This window comes from Rhizobium sp. Root483D2 (assembly GCF_001426685.1).
GTDB lineage: Bacteria > Pseudomonadota > Alphaproteobacteria > Rhizobiales > Rhizobiaceae > Pararhizobium > Pararhizobium qamdonense.
In genome coordinates, this window is record NZ_LMFB01000009.1 from 102,239 (window position 1) to 128,696 (window position 26,458).

The window sequence follows — 26,458 nt, forward strand, 5'->3', positions numbered from 1 at the left end:
GCAGGGCAAACTGAGAATGTTCGCCCTGCCGGTCGGGTCAAGTGCGCCGCCCAAGGGCTGGCGGCAGCCTGGGAGATCACGGAATGCCGTCGGAATGGGCTTCGAGCCAGGCCTTGGCCGATTCCGTCGAGTTATACAGGTCGATATCGTAGGGCACCTTGATGTCTGCAGGTGCCTGACCATCGATCGACTTGATCGCCTGCGCCAGGGCCAGCTTGCCCAGGCCCTGACCGGAAATATCGACAACGGCCTTGATGACAGTGAAATCGACCAGTTCCTGGGCGATTTCCGTGGTCATGTCGCCGCCGAACACCACGGTCTTGCCGACACGGCCCTGGCTTTTGACGGCACGGGCAGCCCCGAGCGTCGCACCACCCGCCTCACCGAAGAAGGCGTCGAGATCCGGATTGGAGGACAGCATGGTCGCAGCGACGGAAACAGCCTTGTCGAGCGTGGCACCTTCCTGGTTGGCAACGATCTGGGCACCCGGCACCTTGGCCAGAAGCGCTTCTTCAAAACCCTTGCGGCGCGTGACGCAGACTTCGACGAATTCACAATTGAGAACGGCGATCTTCGGCGCATCCTTCTTTTCGGCGATGAAATAGTCGGCCGCAGCATCCCCCAGCTTAAAACCGAAATCATGGGGATCGCCGATGGCATAGGCCGACACGAATTCCTTCATGTCCTTGTCGCCGAGGCAGGTGTTGTAGCAGACGACCGGGATACCGGCGTCATGGGCACGCTGAATGGCGCGGTAGGACCCATCGGCAGACACGGGCGAAACGATGATCGCCTGGACGCCGGCGGAGATCAGCGAATCGATGAAGGACGATTCCTTGCTGACATCGCCCTGCGCGTTGGTTTCAATGATGTCGAGTTTGCGGCCGGCATCGGCGGCTCCGGTCTGGATACCCTTGCGGACACCGGCATAAAAACCCTGCGCATCCATATAGATCGCGCCGACCTTCAAATCCTTGTCCTGCGCCGAAGATGGACCGGCGGCAGCGCCAACGGCCAGCATCGTCATCGCCGTCAAAGCGGCTGTTTTCATGAGCTTCATGTTGCTCCTCCCAAATGAAATCGAATTTCGTGATGCGCGACCGACCGGCTGCGATCCCGCACCTCCGGCGGAACGGTTCCAAAATAATGTTCATCATATCATTGTCAATATAAATAGGATTTATTTTTTGAGAACCGTTGTCTCTCTCAGGCTACGATCATTGCCTCAACGCGTCGTCATTTTCACAATCCTATATATATCAGAGGCTTGACCACAAAATAGCACATAGATTTTATCAGCGGTGGCTATACCAGCCTCCTTGATATAAATAGTATTTATTCTATGCTGGTTGGCAATCGAGATGAATCGCGATGCGTATCCGACCGTTCGAAGCGGGCGGATCACCATCTTCGTGACCGTAAGGACAATGCAGGGAGGATAGACATTGACTGTTGGCAGGACGAGGGGAATGACGACCGCCGAAGGTCTCCCGATCGCCGAAAGCGGCAAGCGCAGCGTTCGCGAAGCGCTTCTCCAGCAGCTGATCGATAAAATCATCTCCGGCGAAATGGCCGAGGGATCGACGCTTCCCAATGAGGCCGAGCTGACGGACCGGTTCGGCGTCAGCCGCACGACACTGCGCGAAGCCATGCAACATCTGTCGGCACTGGGGATGATCCGCTCGCGCACGCGGGCCGGCACGACCATCCTGCCGCGGGAGAACTGGAACTATCTCGACCCGCTGGTGCTCGATGCCACCTTGAAATTCGGCACGGATGATCGTTTCTATACATCGCTGATCGATGCCCGCCTGCTCCTGGAGCCGGCCGCCGCCGCACAGGCAGCCTCCAATGCAACCGCACGGCAGCTGTTTCAGATTTCCAAGTCCTTTGAGGACATGGTCGAGGCCAATGCGCGCGACACCGAAGCCTGGAGCCGTGCGGATCTCGAATTTCACACTGCCATCATCAATGCCAGCGGCAATTGGGTCTACCGCCAGTTCGCCACCGCAATCCGGGCCGCATTGCTTGCCAGTTTCCGGCTGACCAACCGCGCCAGCCAGTCGCACGAGCAGGCAATCCTGAAACATCAGGAAGTTCTGGAAGCCATCCGGATGCGTCAGCCGGACGTGGCGCGCCACGCAATGGAAAAGCTCATCGGCGTTGCGCGCAGCGAGATTGCGGAGGCCCTGCGCAACCGTTCCTGATCACGTGGAGCGAAAGCCAGCAGCCGCCTTCATATAACCCCGCATCACGGATGCGCCGATCACTTCGGGTGATAGGCCGATCATCACGATTGTGAGCCGGGCCTGAATATGCGACCATCCGTCCGGGAGGATGGCTTGATGGTATCGACGCTGTCGCACATACGAGAGATCGAGCGCGTCGGCATGGGCGCCGTCAGCCCACGCGATACGCCGGTCATCCAGTCCTGGCTGCGCTGCCTCAACGATTACAAGCTGGATCCGACGATCGCGCAGGAAGCCTATATCGTGCCGGAGTTCAAGCTGCGCGAACATCGCGAGCAGGCAGAAGAGCTGATCCGCATCGGCCGTTCCGGCCTTGAAGCCCTGTTCACGCAGATCGCCGGGCAGAATTACGTGTTGCTCCTGTCGGATGCGCGCGGCGTCACCGTCGATTTCATGGGCGATCCGACCTTTGACAATCAGTTGCGCAAGGCAGGCCTCTATCTCGGCTCGGAATGGTCGGAGAACCGCGCCGGTACATGTGCGGTTGGCGCCTGTATCGTCTCCGGAGAACCCGTCATCATTCATCAGGACGACCATTTCGATACCAGCCATATCGGGCTCACCTGCACGGCCGCCCCCGTCTACGATACGCTGGGGGACCTGACCGCCGTGCTCGATATTTCGCAATTGCGCTCGCCGACGGCAAAGGCCAGCCAGCAATTGGCGCTGCATCTGGTCGCCTCGACTGCACGGCGTATCGAGCTTGCCAACCTGATGACCCGCACGCGCAATGACTGGGTTCTGCGTCTGGCCCGCTCGCCGGAATTCCTCGATGTCGATCCCGATGCGGCGATTGCGCTCGATGGTAGCGGCCGCATTACCGGCCTGACGCATGGAGGCTTCGGGGCGCTCGCCCGCTCCATGAACATGCGCGGCCTTGCAACACGTGATTTCCTTGGCCAGCCAATCTCGGAGGTCTTCGATATCGATATCGACGATCTGCCGAGGTTCATGCGCGGCCGGCCGAATGGCGAACGGCTGCTGCGGGCGCGCAGCGGGCTCGTCCTGTTTGCCAGCGCGATTGCCCCTGCCGTCAACATCCGCGCGCCGAAAGTGCCCGAGCCGCGCCTGCCGCGGGCGTTGCGGGATCTCAGCAATGGTGACGCCGCCATGGAACGGCTGCAGATCCGCGCCGCCAAGCTGGCAGCGCGCGACATCCCCATTCACATCCAGGGCGAGACTGGCAGCGGCAAGGAATATCTGGCGCGGGCCATCCACGACAGCTGTGGCGGCAACGGCAATTTCGTCGCCGTCAACTGCGCGGCAATTCCCGAACACCTGATTGAGTCGGAACTGTTCGGATATGCATCCGGCGCGTTTACCGGGGCCAGCCAGAAAGGCAAGCGTGGCCTCATCGAAGAGGCGAGCGGCGGCACGCTGTTTCTCGACGAGATCGGCGACATGCCGCTTGGCCTGCAGAGCCGGCTGTTGCGCGTCTTGTCGGAAAACGAAATACAGCCGGTTGGCGCCTTGAAGTCAAAGCCGGTCCGCCTTCGGGTCCTGTCGGCCTCCCACCGCGACCTCACCGATCTGGTCAAGGAGGGCCGGTTCCGCCAAGACCTCTATTACCGCCTGAACGCAGCCACCGTATCCCTGCCGGCATTGCGCGAACGCGAAGACCTCGGCTGGCTGATCGACCAAATGCTTAGGCGCATCGAGAAGGAAAACGGCGCGTCCTACCGGATCGACACGGCAGCGCAGGCGGCCTTGCTTGCGCATGACTGGCCGGGAAACCTGCGCGAGCTCTCCAACGTGCTGCGCGTGGCAGCCGCGCTCTCGGAGGATGGCGTTCTCGATCTCGCTTGCCTGCCCGATCACCTCTTTGCAGGGGATGCGACGGCGGCGTCCGGCGTAGACGACGACCTGCGCCAGGCGCTGCGCGAGTGCGGCGACAACGTCTCGGCGCTGGCACGAAAACTCGGCGTCAACCGCTCCACCATCCACCGGCGCCTCAACCGGCTCAACTGACGCAACGGCTGCAACACCTGTTGCGTCCGGCGCAACGCCCGTTGCGCTGCCCTGTTGCGTCCGCTTGGATTTAGTCAGGGTGGAGTTATCATAACCATCTGAAATACCTGAAAAAATTCCTTGTAATCCGATCTGGCACGCCGCTTGCTGACCTTCCTGTTCAAGAACAATAGGAGGACATGAAATGAAGGCACTGCGCTTTCACGCCGCCAAGGATCTGCGTATCGAAGACGTGAACAATCCCCCCGAGCCCGGCCCGGGCGAGGTGCTCGTCGACAACAGATTCTGCGGCATCTGCGGCACGGATCTGCACGAATATGCCTATGGTCCCATCTTCGTGCCGAAGGAACCGCACCCGTTTACCGGGGCGCATGGGCCGCAAATTCTCGGCCATGAATTCGGCGGCATCGTCAAGGCTGTCGGCGAGGGCGTCGATCATGTGAAGCCCGGCGACCGGGTGTCCATCCAGCCGCTGATCATGCCCCGCCAGGGCGATTATTATGCCGACCGCGGCCTCTTTCATTTGAGTGCCAATCTGGCACTCGCGGGTCTCTCCTGGCATTCCGGAGGGATGGCGCAGGCGGCCCTTCTCAACGGCTACAATGTCCAGCCCATTCCCGATGCGCTCTCGGACCAGGAAGCCGCCCTCATCGAACCGACCGCCGTTGCGGTCTATGCCTGCGACCGTGGCGGGGTGACGGCTGGCAACAGCGTGCTTGTCACCGGTGCCGGACCGATCGGCATTCTGGTTGCCATGGCCGCACGGGCCGCCGGTGCGTCGCAGATCTTCTTGTCCGATCTCAACGACACGCGATTGTCGCTGGCGCGGGAAGCACTTGGCGAGATTCGCACGATCAATCCGAAGAGCGAGACCGTGGGAGATGTCATCCGCGCCGAGACCGAAGGCAATGCCGGTTGCGATGTCGCCATCGAATGTGTCGGCAACGAACACGCGCTGAAAAACTGCGCGGATGCCGTGCGCAAGCAAGGCGTCGTCGTCCAGACCGGGCTTCATCCTGGCGAAAACCCGCTGAACTGGTTCGATGTCACCTTCAAGGACATCGATATCCGTGGCTCCTGGGCGTACCCCACCCACTATTGGCCGCGCGTCGCGCGGCTGATCGCTAGCGGCCAGATCCCGGCAAGCCGGATCGTCACCAAATATGTCTCGCTGAGCGAGGCGGTCACGGAAGGTTTCGACCAGTTGCTCGATCCCGCCGGCAAACACCTGAAAATCCTGATCGACCTGTCGCGATAGGCCGATCCGTCTTGCGGGGCGGTTGAGGAGCCGTCCCGTTTTTAAACTCAGCAGGAGGAGATACAAGAATGCTCGACAAGACACCCACCACCCGCCTTCAGGCGCTTCTCGACACCTTCGGGGCAGCGCTGGAATCCGGGCGGATCGACGACGCCATCAGCCTGTTTGCCGAAGACTGCTACTGGCGCGATCTCGTCGCCTTCACCTGGAATTTGAAAACTGTCGAAGGCCGCGACCAGGTGCGCGACATGCTGCAGGCGCAGCTTGCGACCGCCAAACCCTCGAACTGGCGCGTCGCCACTGGCGAGCAGGCCACGGAAGCCGACGGCGTGCTCGAAAGCTGGATCACGTTTGAAACGGCAACCGGACGCGGCTACGGCTTGGTGCGTTTCAAGAACGGCCAGATCTGGACGCTGCTGACGGCGCTGTCCGAGCTGAAGGGCCATGAGGAAAAATCCGGCTTTACCCGGCCGCTTGGGGCCAAGCACGGCAAGGAGCTCGGCGCCAAGACCTGGAAGGAGGAGCGCGAGGAGGAAGCCAGCACGCTCGGCTACGAAAAGCAGCCCTATACCGTCATCATCGGCGGCGGCCAGGGCGGCATTGCGCTCGGTGCACGGCTGCGCCAGCTCGGCGTGCCGACGATCATTCTGGAAAAGAACGATCGGGCTGGAGACAGCTGGCGCAAGCGCTACAAGTCACTCTGCCTGCACGACCCCGTCTGGTATGATCACCTGCCCTATATCGATTTCCCAAAGAATTGGCCGGTCTTTGCGCCGAAAGACAAGATCGGCGACTGGCTCGAATTCTACACCAAGGTCATGGAGCTGAACTACTGGACCCGCTCGACCGCCAAATCGGCAAAATGGGATGAAGCGGCGAAGGAATGGACGATCATCGTCGATCGCGATGGCGAGGAGGTCGTGCTCCGGCCCAAGCAGCTGGTATTTGCGACGGGCATGTCCGGCAAGGCGAATATTCCCGACTTTAACGGCCGGGACCGTTTTCTGGGCGAGCAGCATCATTCCTCGCAACATCCGGGACCAGATGGCTACACGGGCAAAAAAGTCGTTGTCATCGGCTCGAACAATTCGGCCCATGACATCTGCGCCGCCCTCTACGAGGCGGGCGTCGACGTCACCATGATCCAGCGTTCGACGACCCATATCGTCAAGTCCGACACGCTGATGGATATCGGGCTGGGATCGCTCTATTCCGAACAGGCGCTGGCAAACGGCGTGACGACAGCGAAGGCCGATCTGATCTTTGCTTCGCTGCCTTACCGGATCATGCACGAGTTCCAGATCCCGCTCTACGACAAGATGCGCGAGCGCGATGCGGACTTCTATGCGGCTTTGGAAAAAGCGGGCTTCCAGCTGGACTGGGGTACGGACGGCTCCGGTCTATTCATGAAATATCTGCGCCGCGGCTCCGGCTATTATATCGACATCGGCGCCTCGCAGCTCATCATCGACGGCAAGGTCAAGCTTGCGGCCGGCCAGGTAGAGGAGATCACGGAGAATTCCATCAAGCTTTCGGATGGCACGGAAATTCCTGCCGACGTCATCGTCTATGCCACCGGCTACGGGTCGATGAACGGCTGGGTGGCCGATCTCATCGATCAGGAGACCGCAGACAAAGTGGGCAAGGTCTGGGGCCTCGGTTCGGACACGCCAAAAGATCCGGGACCCTGGGAGGGCGAGCAGCGCAACATGTGGAAACCGACGCAACAGGAGGCATTGTGGTTCCATGGTGGAAACCTGCACCAGTCGCGCCACTATTCGCAATATCTGGCACTGCAGCTGAAAGCACGAATGGAAGGGCTGCCTGTGCCTGTCTACGCGCTTCAGCCCGTCCACCACAGGCGCTGAGCGTAAAAGGTTCAAGCCGCCTTGTTGGCCCGAAATACAAGGCGGAGGCAGTGGGGAGCGGCGCAGTTCGCTCCTCACTGCTGCCTTTTGTGCACGCTGTGACACAGGCGGCCTTGGGCTCTCCGGTTCTCCAAGCGGCCGCTGATGTGAAGACAACCGGAACTCTGTCGTGACAAGGCAATTGCCGCCGGCGCTGCATTGCACCATATAGGGGCGAGCAATTCACAGCGCCCTGAGGCGCCGGAGCACTTTATGACAGCGCCCATCGCCGCCGAGACTTCCCAGAAGCCCGATACCCGTAAGTTTCTCGTCCTGCTTCTGGGCTCGATCGGCGTCGTCTACGGCGATATTGGCACGAGCCCTCTCTACGCGTTTCGCGAGGCGCTTCGTCCTTTTTCCCACGATGGCGTGAGCGAACAGGAAGTCGTCGGCCTGATCTCGCTGATGGTCTGGACACTGACGATCATCGTCACCTTCAAATATGTCCTGTTCCTGCTTCGAGCGGACAATGACGGCGAAGGCGGCACGCTGTCGCTATTGGCTCTGCTGATGAAGAAGACCGGCAGCTACATGCCTGTGCTGTTCTTTGCCGGCATCATCGGCGCCGCACTCTTCATCGGTGACGCCATGATCACGCCCGCCCTTTCGGTCATGTCGGCGCTTGAGGGACTGAAATTAGTGACACCAGCCCTTTCCGGCTACGTCCTGCCGATGTCGGCGGCGATCATGGCCGGGCTGTTCCTGGTCCAGTCGAAGGGAACGGCTGCCGTATCGAATTTTTTCGGCCCGATCACCGTGGTCTGGTTTCTCGTCATGGCCTGGGGCGGCCTGCTCCATATCGGCGATGATGCGACGATCCTGCAGGCGCTCAATCCGGTCAACGCGGTCTGGTTCATCACCCATGCGGGTTTTGTCGGCCTCATCGTGCTGGGCGCCGTGTTTTTGACCGTTACGGGGGCCGAGGCGCTCTATGCCGATCTCGGCCATTTCGGCCGTAAGCCGATCCAGACCGCATGGTTCATCCTGGTCTTTCCAGCACTCGCGCTCAACTATCTTGGACAGGGCGCATTCGTCCTTGCCAACCCGGCGGCCGCCGATAATCCGTTCTATCTGATGTATCCCGAATGGGCGCTGCTGCCCGTCGTCATCCTGGCAACCATGGCCACCATCATTGCCAGCCAGGCCGTCATCACCGGAGCCTTTTCCCTTGCCCGCCAGGCGGTTCACCTCGGCTTCCTGCCGCGCCTGCAGATCACCTTCACCTCCGAGACGAATACGGGCCAGATCTACGTTCCGGCCGTGAACATGCTGCTGTTTGTCGGCGTCATCGTCCTGATCTTCGCCTTCGGCGATTCCGAATCGCTCGCCACCGCCTACGGTATCTCCGTCACCGGCGCGATGGTGGTGACGACCCTGATGTCCTTCCAGTTCCTGCGCTCCGTCTGGGGTTGGTCTGCCCTCTCCGCCGCAGCCATCCTCGTGCCGCTTCTCCTGCTTGAAACGATCTTCCTTGGCGCGAACCTTCTGAAGATTCACGATGGCGGCTGGGTTCCCGTGGCGCTTGCGCTCGGGATCATGGTTGTCATGTGGACCTGGACCAAGGGCTCGCGCCTGCTGCGTGAAAAAACCGCCCATCACGATATCCCGCTGGAAAAATTCATCCAGTCGATAACGACGTCGAAACATGCTCCGGCTACGGTTCCAGGAACCGCCGTTTTCCTCACCAGCGTTGGCGACAAGACACCGGCAGTCCTTCTGCACAACATCAAGCACAACCACGTCCTGCATGAAAAGAACGTTATCCTGACCGTCCGGACCTCCGAAAAGCCCTATGTCTCAGACGACGAACGCGCGGTCATAACTCCCATCAACGACAGGTTTGCACGGCTGGAACTCTGTTTCGGGTTCATGGACGAGCCGAATGTGTCCAAGGCGCTCGCCGTTTGCAAGAAGAAGGCGGGCTTCAAGTTCGAGATCATGCAGACCTCGTTCTATCTCGGCCGGCGCACGCTGATCGGCGATCCGAATTCCGGACTGCCCCGCTGGCAGGACAGTCTCTACATCTCGCTCGCCGGGCTCGGGATCGATCCGTCAGCCTATTTCAAGCTTCCGGCAAACCGCGTTGTCGAGATCGGCGAGCAGGTGACGATTTAGAGGATATCACCTCTGGTCGATACAGCGACTCAGCAATTGTGTTCCGAGCTCAATCTCCTCCTCGTTTGACGCGGCAAAACCGATGAGAAGCGCCTTTCGGGGCGATGACCGGTTGGCATAGTAATAAGACAGTTGCTCAACACCGAGATTATGCTCGCGGCATCGGATCAGCACCGCGTCCTCGTCGATCGACTGATCCCTGTAATAGCAAAGAATATAGAACCCAGCCGTGAAATCGGGCGGTTCGAAAATATCGGCGAAATCGGTACGGATGATCTGCAAGAGCCGGGTCTGACGTTTCGCGTAAATGCGGCGCATGCGATGAAGATGACGGCTATAGTGCCCATCCTCGATGAGGCGGGCAACGATCTGCTCGGTAAACTGCGGCAATGCCCGGTAACGGACCTGGATCAAACGGCGGCATTTGGCGGCAAGCGCCCTTGGCATGATCATGTAGCCGACGCGCAAGGATTGCAGCAAGGACATGCTGAAGGCGCCGACATAAATGACCTGGCCGGCCTGATCCAGAGACTTCAACGGCGGGATGGGCCCACCTTGATAGCGGAATTCGCTGCCCAGATCGTCCTCGATGATCAACGTGCCACGGTCGGCAGCCCAATGCAGCATTTCCAGCTTCCGTTTCATCGGCATGGCAATCGTCATCGGCTGCTGCTTTGCGGCCGTCACGAAGGCCAGCTTGACGTCGCGGCGATCGATCGTCTGCGGATTGGGACCGGAGGCGTCGACATGCATCGGCTCGATCCGGCAGCCATAGGACTGGAAAATCGATCGGATTGCCGCCATGCCCGGCTCCTCGAAGGCGATCGTATCTCCGGGATCAAGGAGCAGCTCGGCGAGAAGATTGACGGCGTGATGGGCGCCGAGCGTGGTCACCACGTCCTCGGGATCGCACCGGATGCCGCGGCTGATGGCAATATGCTGGGCAATCTGCTGTTCCAGCAGCGACGGCGTGAGGATTTCGCGATAATTGACGATACGAAAATCGCACTCGGTAAAAACCTCTTTTGTCAGCTTTGACCATATTTGCACGGGAAACAGCCGGTGATCGGGCGTCGCCATGTGCAGATATTGCGATCCGTCATTGAGGGTGAGCGAGCTGCGCCATGACAGCGTCTTTGCGCGGCGCGAAATCAACGCGTCGAACTGGTCAGTGACCGGCTCGTCCCGCTGCATGGCCACACTGGACGTGATGGGGCTGCGCTTGGGGACGGTTTCGACATAGGTGCCGCTGCCCCGCGCGGAATTCAGATATCCTTCTGCGATCAGCTGATCGAGCGCCGTCACGGCGGTGAAACGGGAAATTCCCAGGCTCTCTGATAAAACGCGGGACGAGGGTATGCGGGTGCCACCCGGAATGGCCCCGGACAGGATCATCTGCCGCAGCCCATCATAAAGTTGCAGGTAAAGCGGCAGCGCACTCTTTGCATCGAGTATCAGCCCGTCCAAACTGGACCCGTCGATCACGCGCGCGATAAGTCATCTCCATCGGGTGTTTCAAGGCCATGACAAGTGGACTGGCCGTTTTTCCGTTTTCTGGATATGTATCCAGCATTCTTTCCGGTCAATATCCACACACGATTTTCAAAAGGGCATCGCTGAACGGGCCGTGGCCCGGCAGATTTTGTCCGTAACGGGGGACTATCGATGGATGAATTGACCTACCTTTCAAACCTCGTTGCAAAGAGCCGGCTGTCGCGCCGGGATTTTCTCGGGCGCAGTGCTGCCCTGGGTGTGAGTGTCGCGATGGCCGGATCGCTCTTGTCCACGGCTGTGCGCGCCGAAGGACCTGTACGCGGAGGTACGTTCAAGGTCGGCATGCAGGGCGGCGCATCGACCGACAGTCTCGATCCGGGTCTCGCCACCAACCAGGTCTCCGCGATGGTCAACCATCTCTGGGGCGAAACGCTTGTCTGGCTGGCGCCGGACGGTTCACCCATTCCAGTGCTGGCCGAAGAATGGGTTGCCGCCCCCGACGCCAAGACCTGGACCTTCAAGATTCGCAAGGGCGTGCAGTTCCACGACGGCAGGACATTGACCCCGCAAGACGTCGCCGCGACGATCGAACGGCATACGGATGCAAAGTCGAAATCCGGCGCGCTCGGCATCCTCAAGGACATCGACACCATCAAGGTGGATGGCGATACGGTTGTCTTTACGCTCAAGGAAAGCAATGCCGACATGCCGTTCCTGATGACCGATTATCATCTGGTCATTCAGCCAGATGGCGGAGCCGGCGCACCGGAAGCGGCGATTGGCACAGGGCCCTACAAGCTTGCCAGCAGCGAAGCCGGAGTGCGCTACAACGCGACCCGTTTCGAAAATTACTGGGAAACCGGCAAGGTCGGCTTTGCAGAACAGGTGGAAATCGTCGTTATCAACGACGCTACGGCACGCATCGCGGCCCTTCAGAGCGGCCAGGTACACATGATCAACCGCATCGAGCCAAAGACCGTCCCCCTGCTCAAGAACATGCGCAAGGTCACCATCAAGAACGTCGCAGGCCGCGGCTTCTATCCCTTCAACATGTTCTGCGATACCGCTCCTTTCGACAACAAGGACCTGCGTCTCGCCCTGAAATTCGCGATGGATCGCGAAACGATGCTCAAGCGCATTCTCTTCGGCTATGGCTCGGTCGGCAACGATACGCCGATCAACAAGGCCTATCCGCTTTTCGAAGACATCGAACAGCGCAATTATGACCCTGACAAAGCCGCCTTCCACTTCAAGAAATCCGGCCACACAGGCAGCATCCTTCTGCGCACGTCCGAGGTTGCCTTCCCCGGTGCCGTGGATGCAGCCGTCCTCTACCAGGAAAGCGCCAAGAAAGGCGGCATCGACATTGAGGTCAAACGCGAGCCGGGTGACGGATATTGGTCGAACGTCTGGAATACCCAGCCCTTTGCGACCTCCTATTGGGGCGGGCGGCCGACCCAGGATCAGATGTATTCGACAGGCTACCTCTCGACAGCCGACTGGAACGATACCCGGTTCAAGAATGTGAGCTTCGACACGATGTTGATCACAGCGCGCGGAGAACTGGACGAGGCCAAGCGGCGGGGAATGTATCAGGACATGGCGGTGATGATGCGGGACGAAGGCGGATTGATCGTGCCGATGTTCAACGACTTCATCGACGGCATCAGCGAAAACGTCGCGGGCTGGGTGGACAATCCGGCCGGGGAACTGATGAATGGAGACGCGCCGCTGCGCTGCTGGCTCAACGCCTGAAACATTGTCAGCAACACGACCCGCCGCGCCACCTTTGAGAAAGGGCGGCGTATCCGGCCAGCACAGGTAATCGAACAGCACCATGCCTCTTCGCAACAAACTTCTTCTTATCATTCTCGACGGCCAGCCGTGGCGCACCGCGCGGCGGCTCATGGGCAATCTCGAGGGTTGGGTCCAGGCCGGCGAGGCGCAGGTGTGGAAGATGCGCTCCGTGCTGCCATCCACCTCGGCATCCTGCTATGCCTCGATCCATACCGGCGTGCCGCCCCAGATCCACGGCGTCCTGTCCAACGAGACGCTGTTTCGCGTCGAGCAGCCCGACATCTTCTCCGAAGTTTCAAAGGCCGGCGGCAAGACGGGTGCCGTGACGCATTCCTTCTGGTCTACCTTCTTTCAACGTGCGCCGTTCGATATGGTGCGCGACATCGAATATGATGAGGCGGAAGGACCCATCCATCATGGCCGGTTTCACACGATGGCGGGCTATAATCATCAAAACCAGATGACCCCCAGCGATCTCGATCTGTTCGCAACGCTCACGATGCTGACCGAGCGCTATGCCATCGACTACGGTATCTTGCACACCTGCACGCTCGACAGCATGGGTCACCGCTATGGCCATGATTGCACGCAGATGGACGCGGCCTGCTTTACAATCGACGCGCAACTGGCAGCCTTCCTGCCGCGCTGGCGCAAGAATGGCTACGAGGTCATCGTCACGGCCGATCATGGCCAGACCAACCGCGGACATCACGGCGGCCATGACGATGAGATGCAGGACTTTGCCTTCTACTGGTTCGGCAGCGGCGAAGGCCCCCCTGCCGATACCCTGCTCGACCAGCTCGATCTCGCACCCACCGTCCTGTCCAGGCTTGGCGTGCCGATCCCGGCGAGCATGAAGGGCAAGCCATTCCTGTTTTGACGGCGGGCACCGGCATGAGCCATTGACTGGAACAAGCCGTGCCAGGCCGCCGGATGTTGACGTGCCGGTCAGAGTCGGCACATTGCCTGGTTTTGTCCAGCAATCACAGCAGTCAATGGCGGCCCTCATCTTATGGCAACGGATTTCACCGGTATTTCGATCTTCATCGCGGTTGCTGAAGCCGGCAGCTTTCGCCTCGCGTCCGAACGGCTCGGCGTCACGCGGTCGGCGGTGAGCCAGTCTATCCGCCGGATCGAAGACCGGCTTGGCGTTGCGCTGATCCAGAGAACCACCCGCAGCCTTATCCTGACCGAGGCAGGCCGCAAACTCTACGATCGTGTTGCGCCGGCGATGAGCGATGTCAACCAGGCGATCGAGGATGCCGGGGGCGAGGCACGGCCATCGGGAACGTTGCGGCTTGCGGTCTCGTCCATTGCCGAGCGCTTCCTGGATGGATCGCTGTTTACAGAGTTTGTGTGCGCCTGTCCGGATGTCACACTGGATGTGACCATCACCGACGAAACGATCGATATCGTCTCCGAAGGTTTCGACGCGGGCGTGCGATTGGGAGAGGTGCTGGAACAGGATATGGTGGCATTGCCGGTGTCGGGCGAGCAGCGGCAGATCGCCGTCGCCAGCCCGGGCTACCTCAAGCTCAATCCAGCGCCCACGCATCCGCGCGACCTGGTCGGACATCGCTGTATTGGCTGGCGCCCGTCCCGCGACGTCGCACCTTACCGATGGGAATTTACCGAACAGGGACGCGACTTCGCCGTCGCCGTTCAGCCTGCGGTTACGACGAACGAAATGCGGGTCATGGTCAACACGGCCCTCTGCGGCGGTGGAATTACCTGCGGAATGGAAGAGCTGTTCCAACCCTATATCGTCAGCGGCGAACTGGTGGCTGTGCTGCAGGACTATTGCCCGCCCTTTGCCGGCTTCTATCTCTTCTACCCCAGCCGACGCAACGTTCCGCCCAAATTGCGGGCGTTCTTGGATCATGTCAGACGCTGGCGTCAAACGGCGCTGCGATAGATCACCAGGCAGCATTGGTGACTTAATCTAACCAACCCATTCAGAAATGGTTAGCTGCCGCACCAGATGCAGATCGGCTAGGTTCTTGTTCAGGAAACACGGCGGCAATCCGCCGGCAGAACAAGGATTGAAAAGATGGAGTATAAGCAACTCGGCAATACGGGCCTGCTCGTATCCCGCCTATGCCTGGGAACGATGACATTCAGCGATGGCGGCGGCATTTATGCCCATATCGGCAATGTCGGTCAGGCGGGCGCCGACGAACTGGTGAACGCTGCCATCAACGCCGGCATCAATTTCTTCGATACCGCCGACATCTACTCAGACGGCCAGAGCGAGCAGACCCTCGGGCAGTCGTTCCGCAACCTTGACCTTGCCCGTGGCGACGTGGTGCTCGCGACCAAGGGCTATATGCGAACCGGACCTGGCCGCAATTCCATCGGTGCTTCGCGCAAACACATCGTGGAGGCTGTCGAAGCAAGCCTGAAAAGGCTTGGTACCGACTATATCGATCTCTACCAAATCCATCAGAGCGACAGCATCACGCCGATCGAGGAAACGCTGCGCGCACTCGATGACCTCGTTCGTCACGGCAAGGTGCGTTATACCGGATGCTCCAACTGGCCGGTCTGGAAAATTGCAACGGCGTTCGGCGCGTCCGAGCGTTTGAACCTTGCGCGTTTCGAAACCGTCCAGGCCTATTATTCGCTGGCCGGCCGCGACGTCGAACGGGAGATGATCCCGCTTCTTGATCATCAGCGCGGCGGCCTGCTGGTCTGGAGCCCTTTGGCCGGCGGCTTGCTGTCGGGCAAGTATGACCGGAATAACCAGACGCCGCAGGGTGCCCGGCGCTCGGGCTTCGATTTCCCGATCGTGGACAAGGAACGCGCCTGGAATATCATCGACGCGCTGCGGCCGGTCGCGCAGGCCCATGAGACCAGCATAGCACGGGTGGCTTTAGCCTGGTTGCTGTCACGCCAGGCGGTGACCTCGGTCATCGTCGGAGCAAAACGGCTCGACCAGCTTGAGGACAATTTGGCTGCAGCAGATCTGAAGCTCAGCGACGACGACCTGGCTAAACTCGATGCGGTGAGCCAACTGCCGCCCGAATATCCCGGCTGGATGGTGGACACGCAAGGTGCCGACCGGCTTGGGCCACTCGATCTGTGGAAGAACGCAAGGACCACGGCATCACCGCAGTCGTGATCCGTCGCCCCCATTGGCTCGCCTCCCGCGCTGAGCAAGGCTTTTCAGCCTGGCTCATATACCGGCAGCCTTTTCCCTCTCTCTCTCTCCAACATCCCAACAAAGGACTGACACAATGACCCCCATGTCACGGATATATTTCCCGCCTGCGGCAAGCCGCAACGTGGTCGCCGCAGGCCGCAACGTCGCGGCAAGCCGCAACGTGGTGGCCACATTGGTGTTCCTGGCCATCACCGGATCGGCACATGCCGAAGGCACCGTGGCGGCTGCCCGGCCGGAAATCCAGGGCACCGGCCTTGAGACGCAGAACAAGGCGATCGTTCGTTCGGCTTTTGAAACCTGGCGGACAGGCGGCAACATTTTTGCAGAGCTTCTCTCGCCCGACGTCGTCTGGACGATCCACGGCTCCAGCCCCGTCGCGGGCACCTACCGGGGTCTGAAGGATTTCACCGAGCGCGGCTCCAGCCCCCTGACAAGCCGTCTCAGCACCCCTATCTTGCCAGAGGTCCACACTATCGTTGCGGATGGAGACACGGTCATTATCCGCTTTGACGGCTCGGCAACGACAACCTCGGGCGCCCCTTACCGCAACCAGTTCGTCTGGATTTTCAAGATGAAGGACGGCTCCGTCGTCAAGGCCGAGGCCTTTCTGGATCTGGCGGCCTACCAGCGCGTGGTCGATAACAATGAACCTCGCGCCCAATAGGCACCCGCGACCCCTCCGGCATAGCGCGGCGGCCACCCCGCCCCTTGCCGGAGCCAGCCAAACGATCACAAAACCCACCCCACAACGGGGCAGCCAATCATCCTGGGAGACCAGCCATGCGGCATGTGTTTGCTTTCCTGATAACCGCCACTCTTTTTGCTCAAACCGCTCAAGCTGAGGACACCACCATGCAACCGCACCATCCCTATACCGGCCTCTGGGTGACCGACGATGGTCACGTCCGCCACGAACTTTTGCCATCAGGACGCTATGTCGAAGCACGCGGTACACGCGAACGCGCCTATGAGGGCCGCTACGAAGTCTCCGGCCAGCATATCGAATACTGGGACGACACCGGCTTCACCGCCGATGGCGACTTCGTGGATGCAGATACCCTGCATCACGGCGGCATGGTCTTGCGCCGGAGGTAGGCTTGTGGCCGGACGTTGCGAGGGCGTCTCCGGCGCGGCGCGAAATTTCGGATTAGACCGCCCAAACGGGGCAACTTTGGTCAGCCCGAGTGGTAGCCGCCATCGACCGGTAGCGTCACACCGGTGACAAATTGGGCGGCGGGGGAGGCGAGGAACAGTGTGGGGCCGACGAGGTCGGCTGTTGTTCCCCAGCGTTTCAGGGCGGAGCGTTCGGCGATCTTTTGCGCGCTGTCTGGAACAGACCAGAGCGCCCGGGTCATCTCGGTCTTATGATAACCGGGGCCGATTGCGTTGACCCGGACGCCGTCGCGGCCATATTTGTGAGCAAGAGCCCGGGTCAAACCGACGATCCCCGTCTTGCTCGCCGTATAGGCTGGCACTGTTTCATCGGCGAGATAGCTGAGCATCGAGGCAAAATTGATGATGCTGCCGCCCGATATCTTGAGCAATGGAAAAGCTGCCCGCGACAGCCGCATTGCGCTTGATAAATTGATGTCCATGACATCGAGAAATGTCTCTTCGTCCCATTCGGCATTGGGCCGCGCGACGCCCTGGCAGTTGACCAGCACGTTTAGGCTCGAGAAACCGGCGAAAAAGCTTTTGACGTCCTCATTGCTGCGGACATCGAGCAAGCGGAAATCGATAGCGGCATAATCCGCATTCGCCTGGCATTCGGCGATCTTTGCGGCGGACGAACCGCTGGCGACAACCGTTGCACCGGCGCGGGAAAAGCCTTCGGCGATGGCGAGCCCGATGCCGCTGGTGCCGCCGGAGATGACGACAGACTTTCCAGTAAACTGCTGTTCCGGGAACGCCTTGTTTTCGCTATCCATGGTCATATTCAACTTCCGTTTCAAATCAGTGTTTTCAGCGCGGCGACGACCATGTCTTCCGTGACCGGCATCGGCTCGTTATGGATGATTTCGCCCGGCCTGCAGGACCGCCGCGCGACGATCGCAAGCTTCTCATCCGACGCATCCGCAATACCGATATCGGCGAGCCGCACCGGAAGACGAACCTTGGCGCAGAAGGCGCGAACCCTTTCGAATTCGTCCTCAAGCCCATGCAGCTTCAGACCGGCGAGGACGCCGATCGCGACTTTTTCGCCATGCAAATGATGATGCACATCTTCAAGCTCGCACAGGCCATGATGAATGGCATGGGCGGCGGCAACGCCGCCGGATTCAAAACCGATGCCAGAGAGCAGGATATTGGCCTCCACGACGCGCTCCAGCGCCGGACCAGCCGTATTTGCATCGCATTCCGCAAGCGCCTGGGCCCCGTGCGCAAAGATGGTGTCGCGGCACAGGCGGGCAATCTCATGGGCAATCGAAATGCCCGGCATCGTCATGCAGTTGCGCGCCCCGCTGCGGCGGCAGGAATCGGCCTCATAGAATGTGGCGAGCGCGTCACCGATGCCGGCAGCCAGAAACCGGGCCGGTGCCTGGGTGATCAGCGCGGTATCCACCAGCACCAGATCGGGATTGCGCGGCAGAAACGTGTCATAGGCGACGGTGCCATCGTCGTTATAAATGACCGCAAGCGCGCTGCAGGGCGCATCCGAGGCTGCGATGGTCGGAAAGATGATGACCGGCAGGTCCAGATCGCGTGCCGCCGCCTTTGCCGTATCCAGCGCCTTGCCGCCGCCCGCCCCGATAATGACATCGGCGCCCGATTTGCGCGCGGCCTCCACGAGTGCTGCAATCTGGCTTTCGCTGCATTCGCCGCCATGGCGGATGCCCAGCGCTTCGATCTTGCCATTGCAGGCCTCGGTGACCGGTTCCACCAGCAGATCGAAGATGCCGTTGTCGAGCAGGATGGCGGCTTTCGATCCGTAGGACGCGGCCTCAGCACCCAGATTGGCGATGCTGCCGGGACCCTGAATATAGCGTCCGGGAAAGCGCGCACCTCTGGTGGCGACAGCCTCTGCTGCTCTTACCAGCATACATAACCTCCATCCGCCAGAACGATCGAACCGGTCATCAGGCTGGAAGCGTCACTGGCAAGAAAGAGAATGACGGACGCCACTTCTTCCGGGCGGCCCATCCTGTTCATCGGCGTGCCGCCGACCCAGTGCTTGTACATGTCCGCATCATCGTAGACATATTTGTTCATGTCGGTGTCGATATAGGTCGGAGCGACCGCATTGACGCGCACGCCGCGCGCACCCCATTCGGCAGCCAGCGACCGGGTCAGATGATGAACAGCGGCTTTCGAGGCATTGTAGTTTGCCTGTTCCTGCGGCCGGTTGACGATGAAACCAGACATCGACCCGACATTGACGATGGACCCGGACTGGCGCTCCAGCATCGAACGGCCGAAGGCGCGGCAGCACCAGAACAACCCGTTGAGATTGACATCGACGACCTTGTTCCAGACATCATCTGCCATGGTTTCGGCCGGGTGATTGCTGATGGCGATGCCGGCATTGTTGACGAGAATATCCACCCGCCCATGGCGCGCGACGATCGCATCGTGAACAGATTGGACGCGGGCAACGTCGGTGACATCGAGTTGCTCGCTATCGACGGAAAATCCTTTTTCGCGCATGCCGGCCGTCGAGGCGGCAAGCAGATCCGGGTTCATATCGGTCAGCACGACGGTCGCGCCTGCCTCCGCCAGGGCTTCCACGGCCGATAGGCCAATGCCGCGCGCCGCGCCGGTGACGACGGCAACCTTGCCCGTGAGCTTGAATTTGTCGAGATACATGGTGGTCTCCCCCAAAGGTTAAACGGTTAAGCGGCTTGAATGGCCGGCGATGTCTGCAGCCCGGCAAGCGCTGCGATCAGATTGAATGGATCGGCCGGCAAACAGCCACCGGGAAAAACGAGGTCGCCGCGATGCGGTTCCGGCCAGGCGATGACCCGCATGCCGGCCGACAGTCCCGCCTGCGCGCCGACAGGGCTGTCCTCGACCACGACACAATCCTGCGCCCGTACGTTCAAAAGATGCGCCGCGCGCAGATACGGCTCCGGGTCCGGTTTGCCTTGACGCACGTCATTGCGCGTCACGCTGATGAGGCCTGGGCGCGAAAGCCCGGTTGCCCGCAGATTGGCATCGGCGATCATCCGGTCCGAATTCGAGACGACAGCATAAGGGATATGGTGGCGTGCGAGCAGCTCAAGCACCGCATCGACGCCCGCGCGCCGTTTCAGGGAGGGTGCGAGCGCCAGATAGGCAGCGTGTTTTGCAGCCACAAGGTCATCCAGGGTGAGATTTAACCCAATCGCTTCGACCAGCGCCGCATGGCAGTCTGCCATCGACATGCCGGTGATACGCTCAGCAAAACCGTCCGGAATTGTTCGGCCATGCCGTGCCACGGCGTTAACGAGCGCGTCGTAATGCGTCGGTTCGCTGTCGATCAGCGTTCCATCCATGTCGAAGAGAACAGCGGAAATCGTCATGATGGCAACCTGTCGAGATCGTCGTAGAGCGCCTGGCTGTGATGATAGAGTTTTTCGAAGAAAGCCTGCATCGGACGATAGGTCTCAGCCCATGCCGGATCCGGCAGGATTTCCTCTGAAAAGGAAACATACCGGCCGGCGGCCGCTTCGATCGAGCCGAATTGCCCCGTTGCCGTTGCCGCCATCGCGGCACAGCCGACAATGCCACATTCGGCTTCCTGCGGAACCAAGATAGGGATGCCGTAGACACTGGCCTTGATCGTCATCCAGAGCTTGGTGCGGGCACCACCGCCGGATGCGATAATGCGTTCCAGTTTTTCGCCTGACGCCTCCTCCATGATGGTAATATGCCGTTTGACGGCAAAAGCTACGCCTTCGAGAACAGCGCGGTGCATATGCGCCAGCCCATGTGCTGCGGCAAGACCGAAGAACTGGGCGCGCGCATTGCGGTGGTCGCCGAAACGCTCGCCGGCCAGATAGGGTACGAAGAACAGGCGATCAGACCCCGCCGGCGCCTGCGCTGCCTTCTCGACGATCTCGCTATAGCCGAGCTGTTTTTCGTGAAAGGCCCGCCGCGCCCAGCGCATTGCATCACCGCCGGATTCCAGCAGCATGAACGCGCCCCAGTTGCCCTCCACCGTGCCGACATTGGAAATCGACGGATCGAGCAGCGGCTTACGGGAAATCGCTGTGATGATCGAGGACGTTCCCATCACCTCGGAACCGAGCCCAGGGCGGCAGACACCGGAGCCGAGCAAGGCCGCCGGATAGTCGGCGCAACCGACGAGGACAGGCGTGCCGGCAAGAAGCCCGGTTTCCAGCGCCGCAGCCTGCGTCACCGTGCCCAGCACGTCGAGCGGGTTGCGGATCGGCAGCAGCTTGCTCCGATCGAGCCCCAGCATGTCGCACATGCTCTCAGACCAGTTGCCGGTTTCAGGGTTCATCAGAAAGCTGGCGCAGGCCTCTGTACGGTCCATCGCCCGCTCGCCCGTCAGCCGCAGGTTGATGAAGTCCTTCGGCATCATCACGGCGGTGGCACGGTGATAGGCATCGGGATCGTTGTCGCGGATCCATTGCAGCTTGAAGGCCGGCCAGGCCGGCGTCGGCGGATTGGAGCTTTCGCCGAGATAATCCTGCGGGCGATGGGCGGCTTCGAATGCGGTGACGTGACCGATCGTGCGCTTGTCGTTCCAGAGCGGCACGGTCTCGCGGGTCAGCTGTCCGTCGTCATCGATCAGCACCGTTCCGTGCATCTGGCCGCAAGCAGCGATAGCGACGATCCGGCCGCGCGCATCTTCGACCTGGTCGAGCACGCTGCGGATTGCCTGGACCACACCGCGCCACCAATCCAATGGGCGCTGTTCCGACCAGCCAAAGGCTGGCACGATCTGTTCGTGCTCTTGTGCGGCAATGGCAAGCACGCGGCCCCGATCATCGACAAGGGCAGCGCGGACGCTGCCTGTGCCGACGTCGATTGCCAGTGAAAGGTCCTTGGTCATGGGCTCTGTCCGGAATGCTGATATCATCTGTCTGTTTCGCAAACGGCCTGCGAAACCATGGCTTGAAAGAGACCTTACCGCTTGAAGATCGTCGATGCATACTGAAGAAGCATCGCGCCGATGATGATGCAGCCCATGAAGACCTGCTGGTGATAACCAGGGACACGCGCCAGGTTCATCATGTTGGCGATGATGCCGAGAACCAGGACGCCGATCAGGGTATTGATGACGCCGCCGCGCCCGCCCATCAGGCTTGCGCCGCCGATGACGACGGCGGCGATAGCATCGAGTTCGGCGCCGACGCCGATATTGGCCGATCCGACGCCGGTGCGGCTGGTGGAGACGATGCCGGCAAGAGCGGCAAGAAAGCCGGAGATGACATAGACCGACATCGTATAATGGGCGACCGGAATACCGGACAGACGGACAGCTTCCGCATTCGAGCCGATCGCTTTGACCAGGCGGCCGAAACGGGTGAAGGCCAGAACGATACCGGCGATGGCGAAAACGATCGCCATCAGGATGATCGGATAGGGAATGCCGATCAGGGAACCGGAGCCGAAGCCTGTGATAAAGGCGCCGGCCTCACCCATGACGATCGGCTGTCCGGTCGAGACGATATAGGAAAGACCGCGCGCAATGGTCATCATGGCCAGCGTCGTGACGAAAGGTGGCAGCTTCAGGTAGGCAACGAGACCACCGGAGACGGCGCCGCAGAGACCGCCGGCGATCACCGCCGCACCGATTGCAACGCCAGGGGAATATTGCTGGATCAGAATGGCCGATATGACGCTGCCGAGGGCAGCGATGGAACCGACCGACAGGTCGATGCCGCGTGTCAGGATGACAAACAGCATGCCGACGGCCATGAGGCTGGTGCCCGAAATCTGGCGAAGCACGTTGACCAGATTTCGCTGCGTGAGAAAGACGTCGGACATCGACGCCGCCACGATCAGCAAGGCGATCAGGATCACGAACGTGCCGTAGCGATGTAGCATGCTGCTGATATTGATCGAGCGGCGCGGGCCGGTTTCGGCTATGTCTGTCATGGCTGTACCCATCAGTGTGCTGGTTCTTGTTGCAAGGGACCCGAAGTGCTGACCATCGCCAGCTTGAGAAGTTTTTCCTCCGAATAGTCCTGCGGCTCGAGGCTTCCGGTCAGATGCCCTTCCCGCATGACCAGCACCCGGTCGCACAGGCCGAACAGTTCGAGATGTTCGGAGGAAATCACCAGGACGGCGCGGCCTTCCGCAGCGAGCGACTTGATCAACGAATAGATCTCCGTCTTGGCACCGACATCGACGCCACGGGTGGGCTCATCGAAAATCAGCACGGCGCCATCGGCATGAAACCATTTTGCCAGAACGACCTTCTGCTGGTTGCCGCCTGATAGGCTCGATACCGGATCACCGAGATCGCCCGCCTTAATGCGCAGCCGCGCGGCAAGCTTTTCGACTGTGGCGCGTTCTTTCGCCCGCCTGATAAAGCCGAAGGCATTCACCAATGAGCCAAGTTTGGTCATCGTCGCATTGGTCCGGATCGGAAAATCGAGGATGACGCCCTGCTCCTTGCGGTTTTCCGGAACGAGCCCGATGCCGGCTCTGACACCATCTCTGGGCGAGCGTGGCTTGAACTCCTTGCCGTTGATCAGGATGCGGCCGCTCCTCGCCTTTTCTGCGCCAAAGATCAGCCGGACCAGCTCCGTGCGGCCAGCCCCGACAAGTCCGCCAAGCCCGACAATTTCGCCGGCTCTGACGCTGAGCGACACGCCCTTGACGCGGTTGCCGTCCGAAAGGTTCTCGACCTTAAGGACTTCCTGACCCGGACTGCGTGCGACATCCTCGCCGAACAGCGCCTTCAGCGAACGGCCGACCATCATGTTAATGACGTCCTCGATCCCGACTTCGGAGCGATCGACCGTCTTTACCGAGGCGCCGTCCTTCATGACGGTGATGCGATCGGCAATGCGGAAGACCTCATCCAGCCGGTGGGAAATATAGATGATGCCGACACCACGGTCGCGCAGCGTCCGGATGATGCCGAGAAGCCGTTCCGCATCACGCACGGCAAGAACGGCAGTCGGTTCGTCGAAGACGATGATGCGGACATTCCGGGAAAGCGCTTTGGCGATCTCCACCACCTGCTGGTGAGCCAGCGAAAGATCGGAGACGGTCATGCGCGGGTTGATGTCAAAGCCGAGGCTGGAGATCAAAGCGGTGGCGCGCCGGTTGAGATCGCCCCAGGAGATCAGCGATGGAATTTCCGCAAGAAAGATGTTCTCGGCGACGGTCAGATCCGTCGCAAGTGCCATTTCCTGATGGATAACAGCAATGCCGCGCTGCAGCGCATCGGCCGGGCTGCGAAAATTCTGCGGCTCGCCGCCGACTTCAACCGTGCCGCCGTCAGGAACATATTCGCCGCCGAGCACGCGCATCAGCGTCGATTTTCCGGCACCATTTTCACCCAGCAGCGCATGCACTTCGCCCGCACGCAACGCAAAATCGACGCCGCGCAGCGCATGCACACCGCCGAACGATTTGCGGATACCCGTCAGTTCAACAAGTTTGGTCATGACACAGGTTCTTCACGTACCCGGCGTCCTGGAACGCCACGGTCCGAAGCGAAAACCGGCTCCGGTCCGACATGGAAAAGGAGAGATAAACGGCGGGCGCTTTTATGCCCCGCCGTTCACCCGGGAGGATCAGCGGCTTAAAAGACAGCGTCTGCCTTGTAATACTGATCGACATTGTCCTTCGTGATCGCCACCGGCTTGGTGTACGTGATCTTCGGCGTGGCGGCGGGCAATGTTCCCTCGATGGCCTGCTTGGCCATATCGACGGCAGTTGCCGCGACAACGGCCGGGTCGTTGAGGCCGGTTGCGCCATAGGTGCCGCCCTTGATCATCTGGAGCGCTTCCTTCTGACCATCGGCAGCAGCAACCAGCAGCACACCGTCAAGGCGTCCGGCCTGTTCCAGCGCCTTCTGGGCGCCCAGAACCATGGAATCGTTTTCACCGAGAACGACGTTGATCTCCGGGTTGGCAGTCAAAAGGTCTTCCATCGCCTTCAGGCCGCCCTCATTGCCCCAGAGACCCCAGCCCTGGCCGACGACTTCGAAATTGGCGCGGCCTTCATTGCGGAGCTGGCCTTCAAGCAGGCCGGCGAGCACGCCGAGGCGGCGCTCCTGGCCGACTTCATTGCCCTTGTCGCCGGACAGGAGAGCGATCTTCAGGGCCTTGCCCTTGGTCTGATCCGCGATCCACTGACCAACGAGCTGGCCGTTCTGGCCGTTCGAAGACTGGATCAACGTGACGAAATCAGCCTTGGAGTCCAGCGTTGAATCGATGACGAAAACCTTGACACCTGCAGCCGATGCGGCATTGACGGCCGGAACGAGACCCTGGCTGTCGCGCGGATTGATGATCAGCGCCTGGATGCCCTGAGCAACCATGTCCTCGACATCGGCAATCTGCTTGTTGAGATCGTTTTGTGCATCAACGGCGATGATTTCGCAGCCGACTTCCGCCCCATGTTTTTTCGCCGACACTTCCTGTGCTGCAAAGTAAGGGGCATCGAGCGTCTTCATCGACACGCCGATCTTGCAATCGGCAGCCTGGGCCGCCGAAATGGCGGCGGCGGATACCGCTGCCGCAAGCGCCAGCTTCAATGTCGTCTTCTTGATCAGGTTCATGGAATTCCTCCTCCACTTGAATTTGAGCCGCCAGGTTTCCTCTGATGGTTTAAGTAGCGTAATTACATAAAATATCGACGTCAATATCGATATGGCGGATTTATTCAGCATTTTTGTAATTAAATGGCTAAAAAATTCTCTTGTGCGAAAATTGAGAATTATTTATGTAGTGAAATTACCAATTGGAGAGCTTTCATGTTACGGGAACCAATTTCCAGCACCGTCGATATCGACAAGGGCGGCATGAGCGGCAATACCGGCCGCTACGAAAAGCGGCTGAGCGCGCTCGACGGGCTCTATAAGGACCAGGCCGCTTTCAGCGCCCTTCTCGCATCCACCCGCGACCCCGTTGTCTATGATGTCGAAGACTTCAAGCCGGGCACGCATTCCGGAGATCTGATCTACGGCGTCACCCGGATGAATCCGGGCCGTGTCGGCAACGAATATTTCCTGACCCGCGGCCATATCCACGCCAAGGCGGATCGCCCCGAGATTTACTACGGGCAGAAGGGGAATGGCCTGATGCAGCTGGAATCGCCGGATGGCGAAACCCGCATCATCGAGATCGCCCCGCAAACCATCTGCTACGTGCCGCCCTTCTGGATCCACCGGTCCATCAATGTCGGCAACGAGGACCTGGTGATGGTGTTCGCCTATCCCTCCGATAGCGGCCAGGATTACGGCATCATCGAGACATCCAACGGCATGCGCCACCGCATCGTCGCAACGGCTGCCGGCGGATGGGAAATGATCGACAACAAGGCCTACAAGCCGCGCACCACCGCCACCGTCAACGCGCTGATGAAAACCTACGCCTGA

22 protein-coding genes are annotated in these 26,458 nt (G+C 60.3%); 12 read left to right on the top strand and 10 right to left on the bottom strand.

Features of this window, described 5'->3' with window-relative positions; translation table 11 throughout:
* Window positions 1-76: 76 nt before the first annotated feature.
* The gene (locus ASD32_RS07120) at window positions 77-1,060 is read right to left on the bottom strand and encodes a substrate-binding domain-containing protein (RefSeq protein WP_060637322.1); all 984 of its coding nucleotides are present in this window, start codon (window positions 1,058-1,060) and stop codon (window positions 77-79) included.
* 409 nt (window positions 1,061-1,469) lie between these two features.
* On the opposite strand from ASD32_RS07120, the gene ASD32_RS07125 reads away from it, so the two are divergent.
* The 5 genes from ASD32_RS07125 to ASD32_RS07145 all read left to right on the top strand — a co-directional run bounded on the left by ASD32_RS07125 (window position 1,470) and on the right by ASD32_RS07145 (window position 9,497).
* On the top strand, window positions 1,470-2,207 hold the full coding sequence (locus tag ASD32_RS07125; protein WP_060637323.1) for a FadR/GntR family transcriptional regulator: 738 nt from the start codon (window positions 1,470-1,472) through the stop codon (window positions 2,205-2,207).
* 138 nt (window positions 2,208-2,345) lie between these two features.
* Window positions 2,346-4,217, top strand: coding sequence for a sigma-54-dependent Fis family transcriptional regulator (locus ASD32_RS07130; protein ID WP_060637324.1), 1,872 nt, complete (start codon window positions 2,346-2,348; stop codon window positions 4,215-4,217).
* 184 nt (window positions 4,218-4,401) lie between these two features.
* On the top strand, window positions 4,402-5,475 hold the full coding sequence (locus ASD32_RS07135; RefSeq protein ID WP_060637325.1) for a 2,3-butanediol dehydrogenase: 1,074 nt from the start codon (window positions 4,402-4,404) through the stop codon (window positions 5,473-5,475).
* A 68-nt stretch (window positions 5,476-5,543) separates the two neighbouring features.
* Window positions 5,544-7,343 (top strand): NAD(P)/FAD-dependent oxidoreductase, encoded by a 1,800-nt coding sequence (locus tag ASD32_RS07140; RefSeq protein ID WP_060637326.1) that lies wholly within the window; start codon window positions 5,544-5,546, stop codon window positions 7,341-7,343.
* Between the two features lie 252 nt (window positions 7,344-7,595).
* Window positions 7,596-9,497, top strand: coding sequence for a potassium transporter Kup (locus ASD32_RS07145; protein WP_060637327.1), 1,902 nt, complete (start codon window positions 7,596-7,598; stop codon window positions 9,495-9,497).
* 6 nt (window positions 9,498-9,503) lie between these two features.
* Here the strand turns inward: ASD32_RS07145 and ASD32_RS07150 are convergent, their stop codons facing one another.
* The gene (locus tag ASD32_RS07150; protein ID WP_210171102.1) at window positions 9,504-10,982 is read right to left on the bottom strand and encodes a PLP-dependent aminotransferase family protein; all 1,479 of its coding nucleotides are present in this window, start codon (window positions 10,980-10,982) and stop codon (window positions 9,504-9,506) included.
* A gap of 180 nt (window positions 10,983-11,162) precedes the next feature.
* Between ASD32_RS07150 and ASD32_RS07155 the strand changes: the two genes are divergently transcribed.
* From ASD32_RS07155 to ASD32_RS07180, 6 genes are all read left to right on the top strand, one after another.
* Window positions 11,163-12,746: an ABC transporter substrate-binding protein gene (locus ASD32_RS07155; RefSeq protein ID WP_060637329.1), complete on the top strand. Its 1,584-nt coding sequence runs from the start codon at window positions 11,163-11,165 to the stop codon at window positions 12,744-12,746.
* A gap of 82 nt (window positions 12,747-12,828) precedes the next feature.
* Window positions 12,829-13,668 carry an alkaline phosphatase family protein gene (locus tag ASD32_RS07160; protein WP_060637330.1) on the top strand — a complete coding sequence of 280 codons (840 nt, stop codon included), beginning with the start codon at window positions 12,829-12,831 and terminating at the stop codon, window positions 13,666-13,668.
* Window positions 13,669-13,800: 132 nt separating this feature from the next.
* Window positions 13,801-14,703 carry a LysR family transcriptional regulator gene (locus ASD32_RS07165; protein WP_060637331.1) on the top strand — a complete coding sequence of 301 codons (903 nt, stop codon included), beginning with the start codon at window positions 13,801-13,803 and terminating at the stop codon, window positions 14,701-14,703.
* A 135-nt stretch (window positions 14,704-14,838) separates the two neighbouring features.
* Window positions 14,839-15,909 (top strand): aldo/keto reductase, encoded by a 1,071-nt coding sequence (locus ASD32_RS07170; RefSeq protein WP_060637332.1) that lies wholly within the window; start codon window positions 14,839-14,841, stop codon window positions 15,907-15,909.
* Between the two features lie 124 nt (window positions 15,910-16,033).
* A complete protein-coding gene (locus ASD32_RS07175; RefSeq protein ID WP_060637333.1) occupies window positions 16,034-16,615 on the top strand; it encodes a nuclear transport factor 2 family protein in 582 nt (193 codons plus the stop codon).
* 116 nt (window positions 16,616-16,731) lie between these two features.
* A complete protein-coding gene (locus ASD32_RS07180) occupies window positions 16,732-17,046 on the top strand; it encodes an Atu4866 domain-containing protein (protein WP_060637334.1) in 315 nt (104 codons plus the stop codon).
* Window positions 17,047-17,126: 80 nt separating this feature from the next.
* On the opposite strand, the gene ASD32_RS07185 is transcribed toward ASD32_RS07180, so the two are convergent.
* The 8 genes from ASD32_RS07185 to ASD32_RS07220 all read right to left on the bottom strand — a co-directional run bounded on the left by ASD32_RS07185 (window position 17,127) and on the right by ASD32_RS07220 (window position 25,639).
* On the bottom strand, window positions 17,127-17,885 hold the full coding sequence (locus tag ASD32_RS07185) for an SDR family oxidoreductase (RefSeq protein WP_244490118.1): 759 nt from the start codon (window positions 17,883-17,885) through the stop codon (window positions 17,127-17,129).
* A gap of 14 nt (window positions 17,886-17,899) precedes the next feature.
* Window positions 17,900-18,991 (bottom strand): glycerol dehydrogenase, encoded by a 1,092-nt coding sequence (locus tag ASD32_RS07190; protein ID WP_060637335.1) that lies wholly within the window; start codon window positions 18,989-18,991, stop codon window positions 17,900-17,902.
* Entirely contained in the window at window positions 18,982-19,755 is a 774-nt protein-coding gene (locus tag ASD32_RS07195) for an SDR family oxidoreductase (RefSeq protein WP_060637336.1), read from the bottom strand. Before ASD32_RS07195 ends, ASD32_RS07190 begins: the two co-directional genes overlap by 10 nt.
* Window positions 19,756-19,781: 26 nt before the next feature.
* Entirely contained in the window at window positions 19,782-20,450 is a 669-nt protein-coding gene (locus ASD32_RS07200; protein WP_060637337.1) for an HAD family phosphatase, read from the bottom strand.
* The gene (locus ASD32_RS07205) at window positions 20,447-21,949 is read right to left on the bottom strand and encodes an FGGY family carbohydrate kinase (RefSeq protein ID WP_060637338.1); all 1,503 of its coding nucleotides are present in this window, start codon (window positions 21,947-21,949) and stop codon (window positions 20,447-20,449) included. The genes ASD32_RS07200 and ASD32_RS07205 overlap by 4 nt, the downstream gene beginning before the upstream one ends.
* A gap of 74 nt (window positions 21,950-22,023) precedes the next feature.
* Complete coding sequence (locus tag ASD32_RS07210; RefSeq protein WP_244490137.1) at window positions 22,024-22,947, bottom strand: ABC transporter permease; 924 nt, start codon at window positions 22,945-22,947, stop codon at window positions 22,024-22,026.
* A gap of 62 nt (window positions 22,948-23,009) precedes the next feature.
* Entirely contained in the window at window positions 23,010-24,521 is a 1,512-nt protein-coding gene (locus ASD32_RS07215) for a sugar ABC transporter ATP-binding protein (protein ID WP_060637339.1), read from the bottom strand.
* Between the two features lie 137 nt (window positions 24,522-24,658).
* Window positions 24,659-25,639, bottom strand: coding sequence for a substrate-binding domain-containing protein (locus tag ASD32_RS07220; RefSeq protein ID WP_060637340.1), 981 nt, complete (start codon window positions 25,637-25,639; stop codon window positions 24,659-24,661).
* Between the two features lie 195 nt (window positions 25,640-25,834).
* Here ASD32_RS07220 and ASD32_RS07225 point away from each other — a divergent pair, with 195 nt between their 5' ends.
* Window positions 25,835-26,458 (top strand): glucose-6-phosphate isomerase, encoded by a 624-nt coding sequence (locus ASD32_RS07225; protein ID WP_060637341.1) that lies wholly within the window; start codon window positions 25,835-25,837, stop codon window positions 26,456-26,458.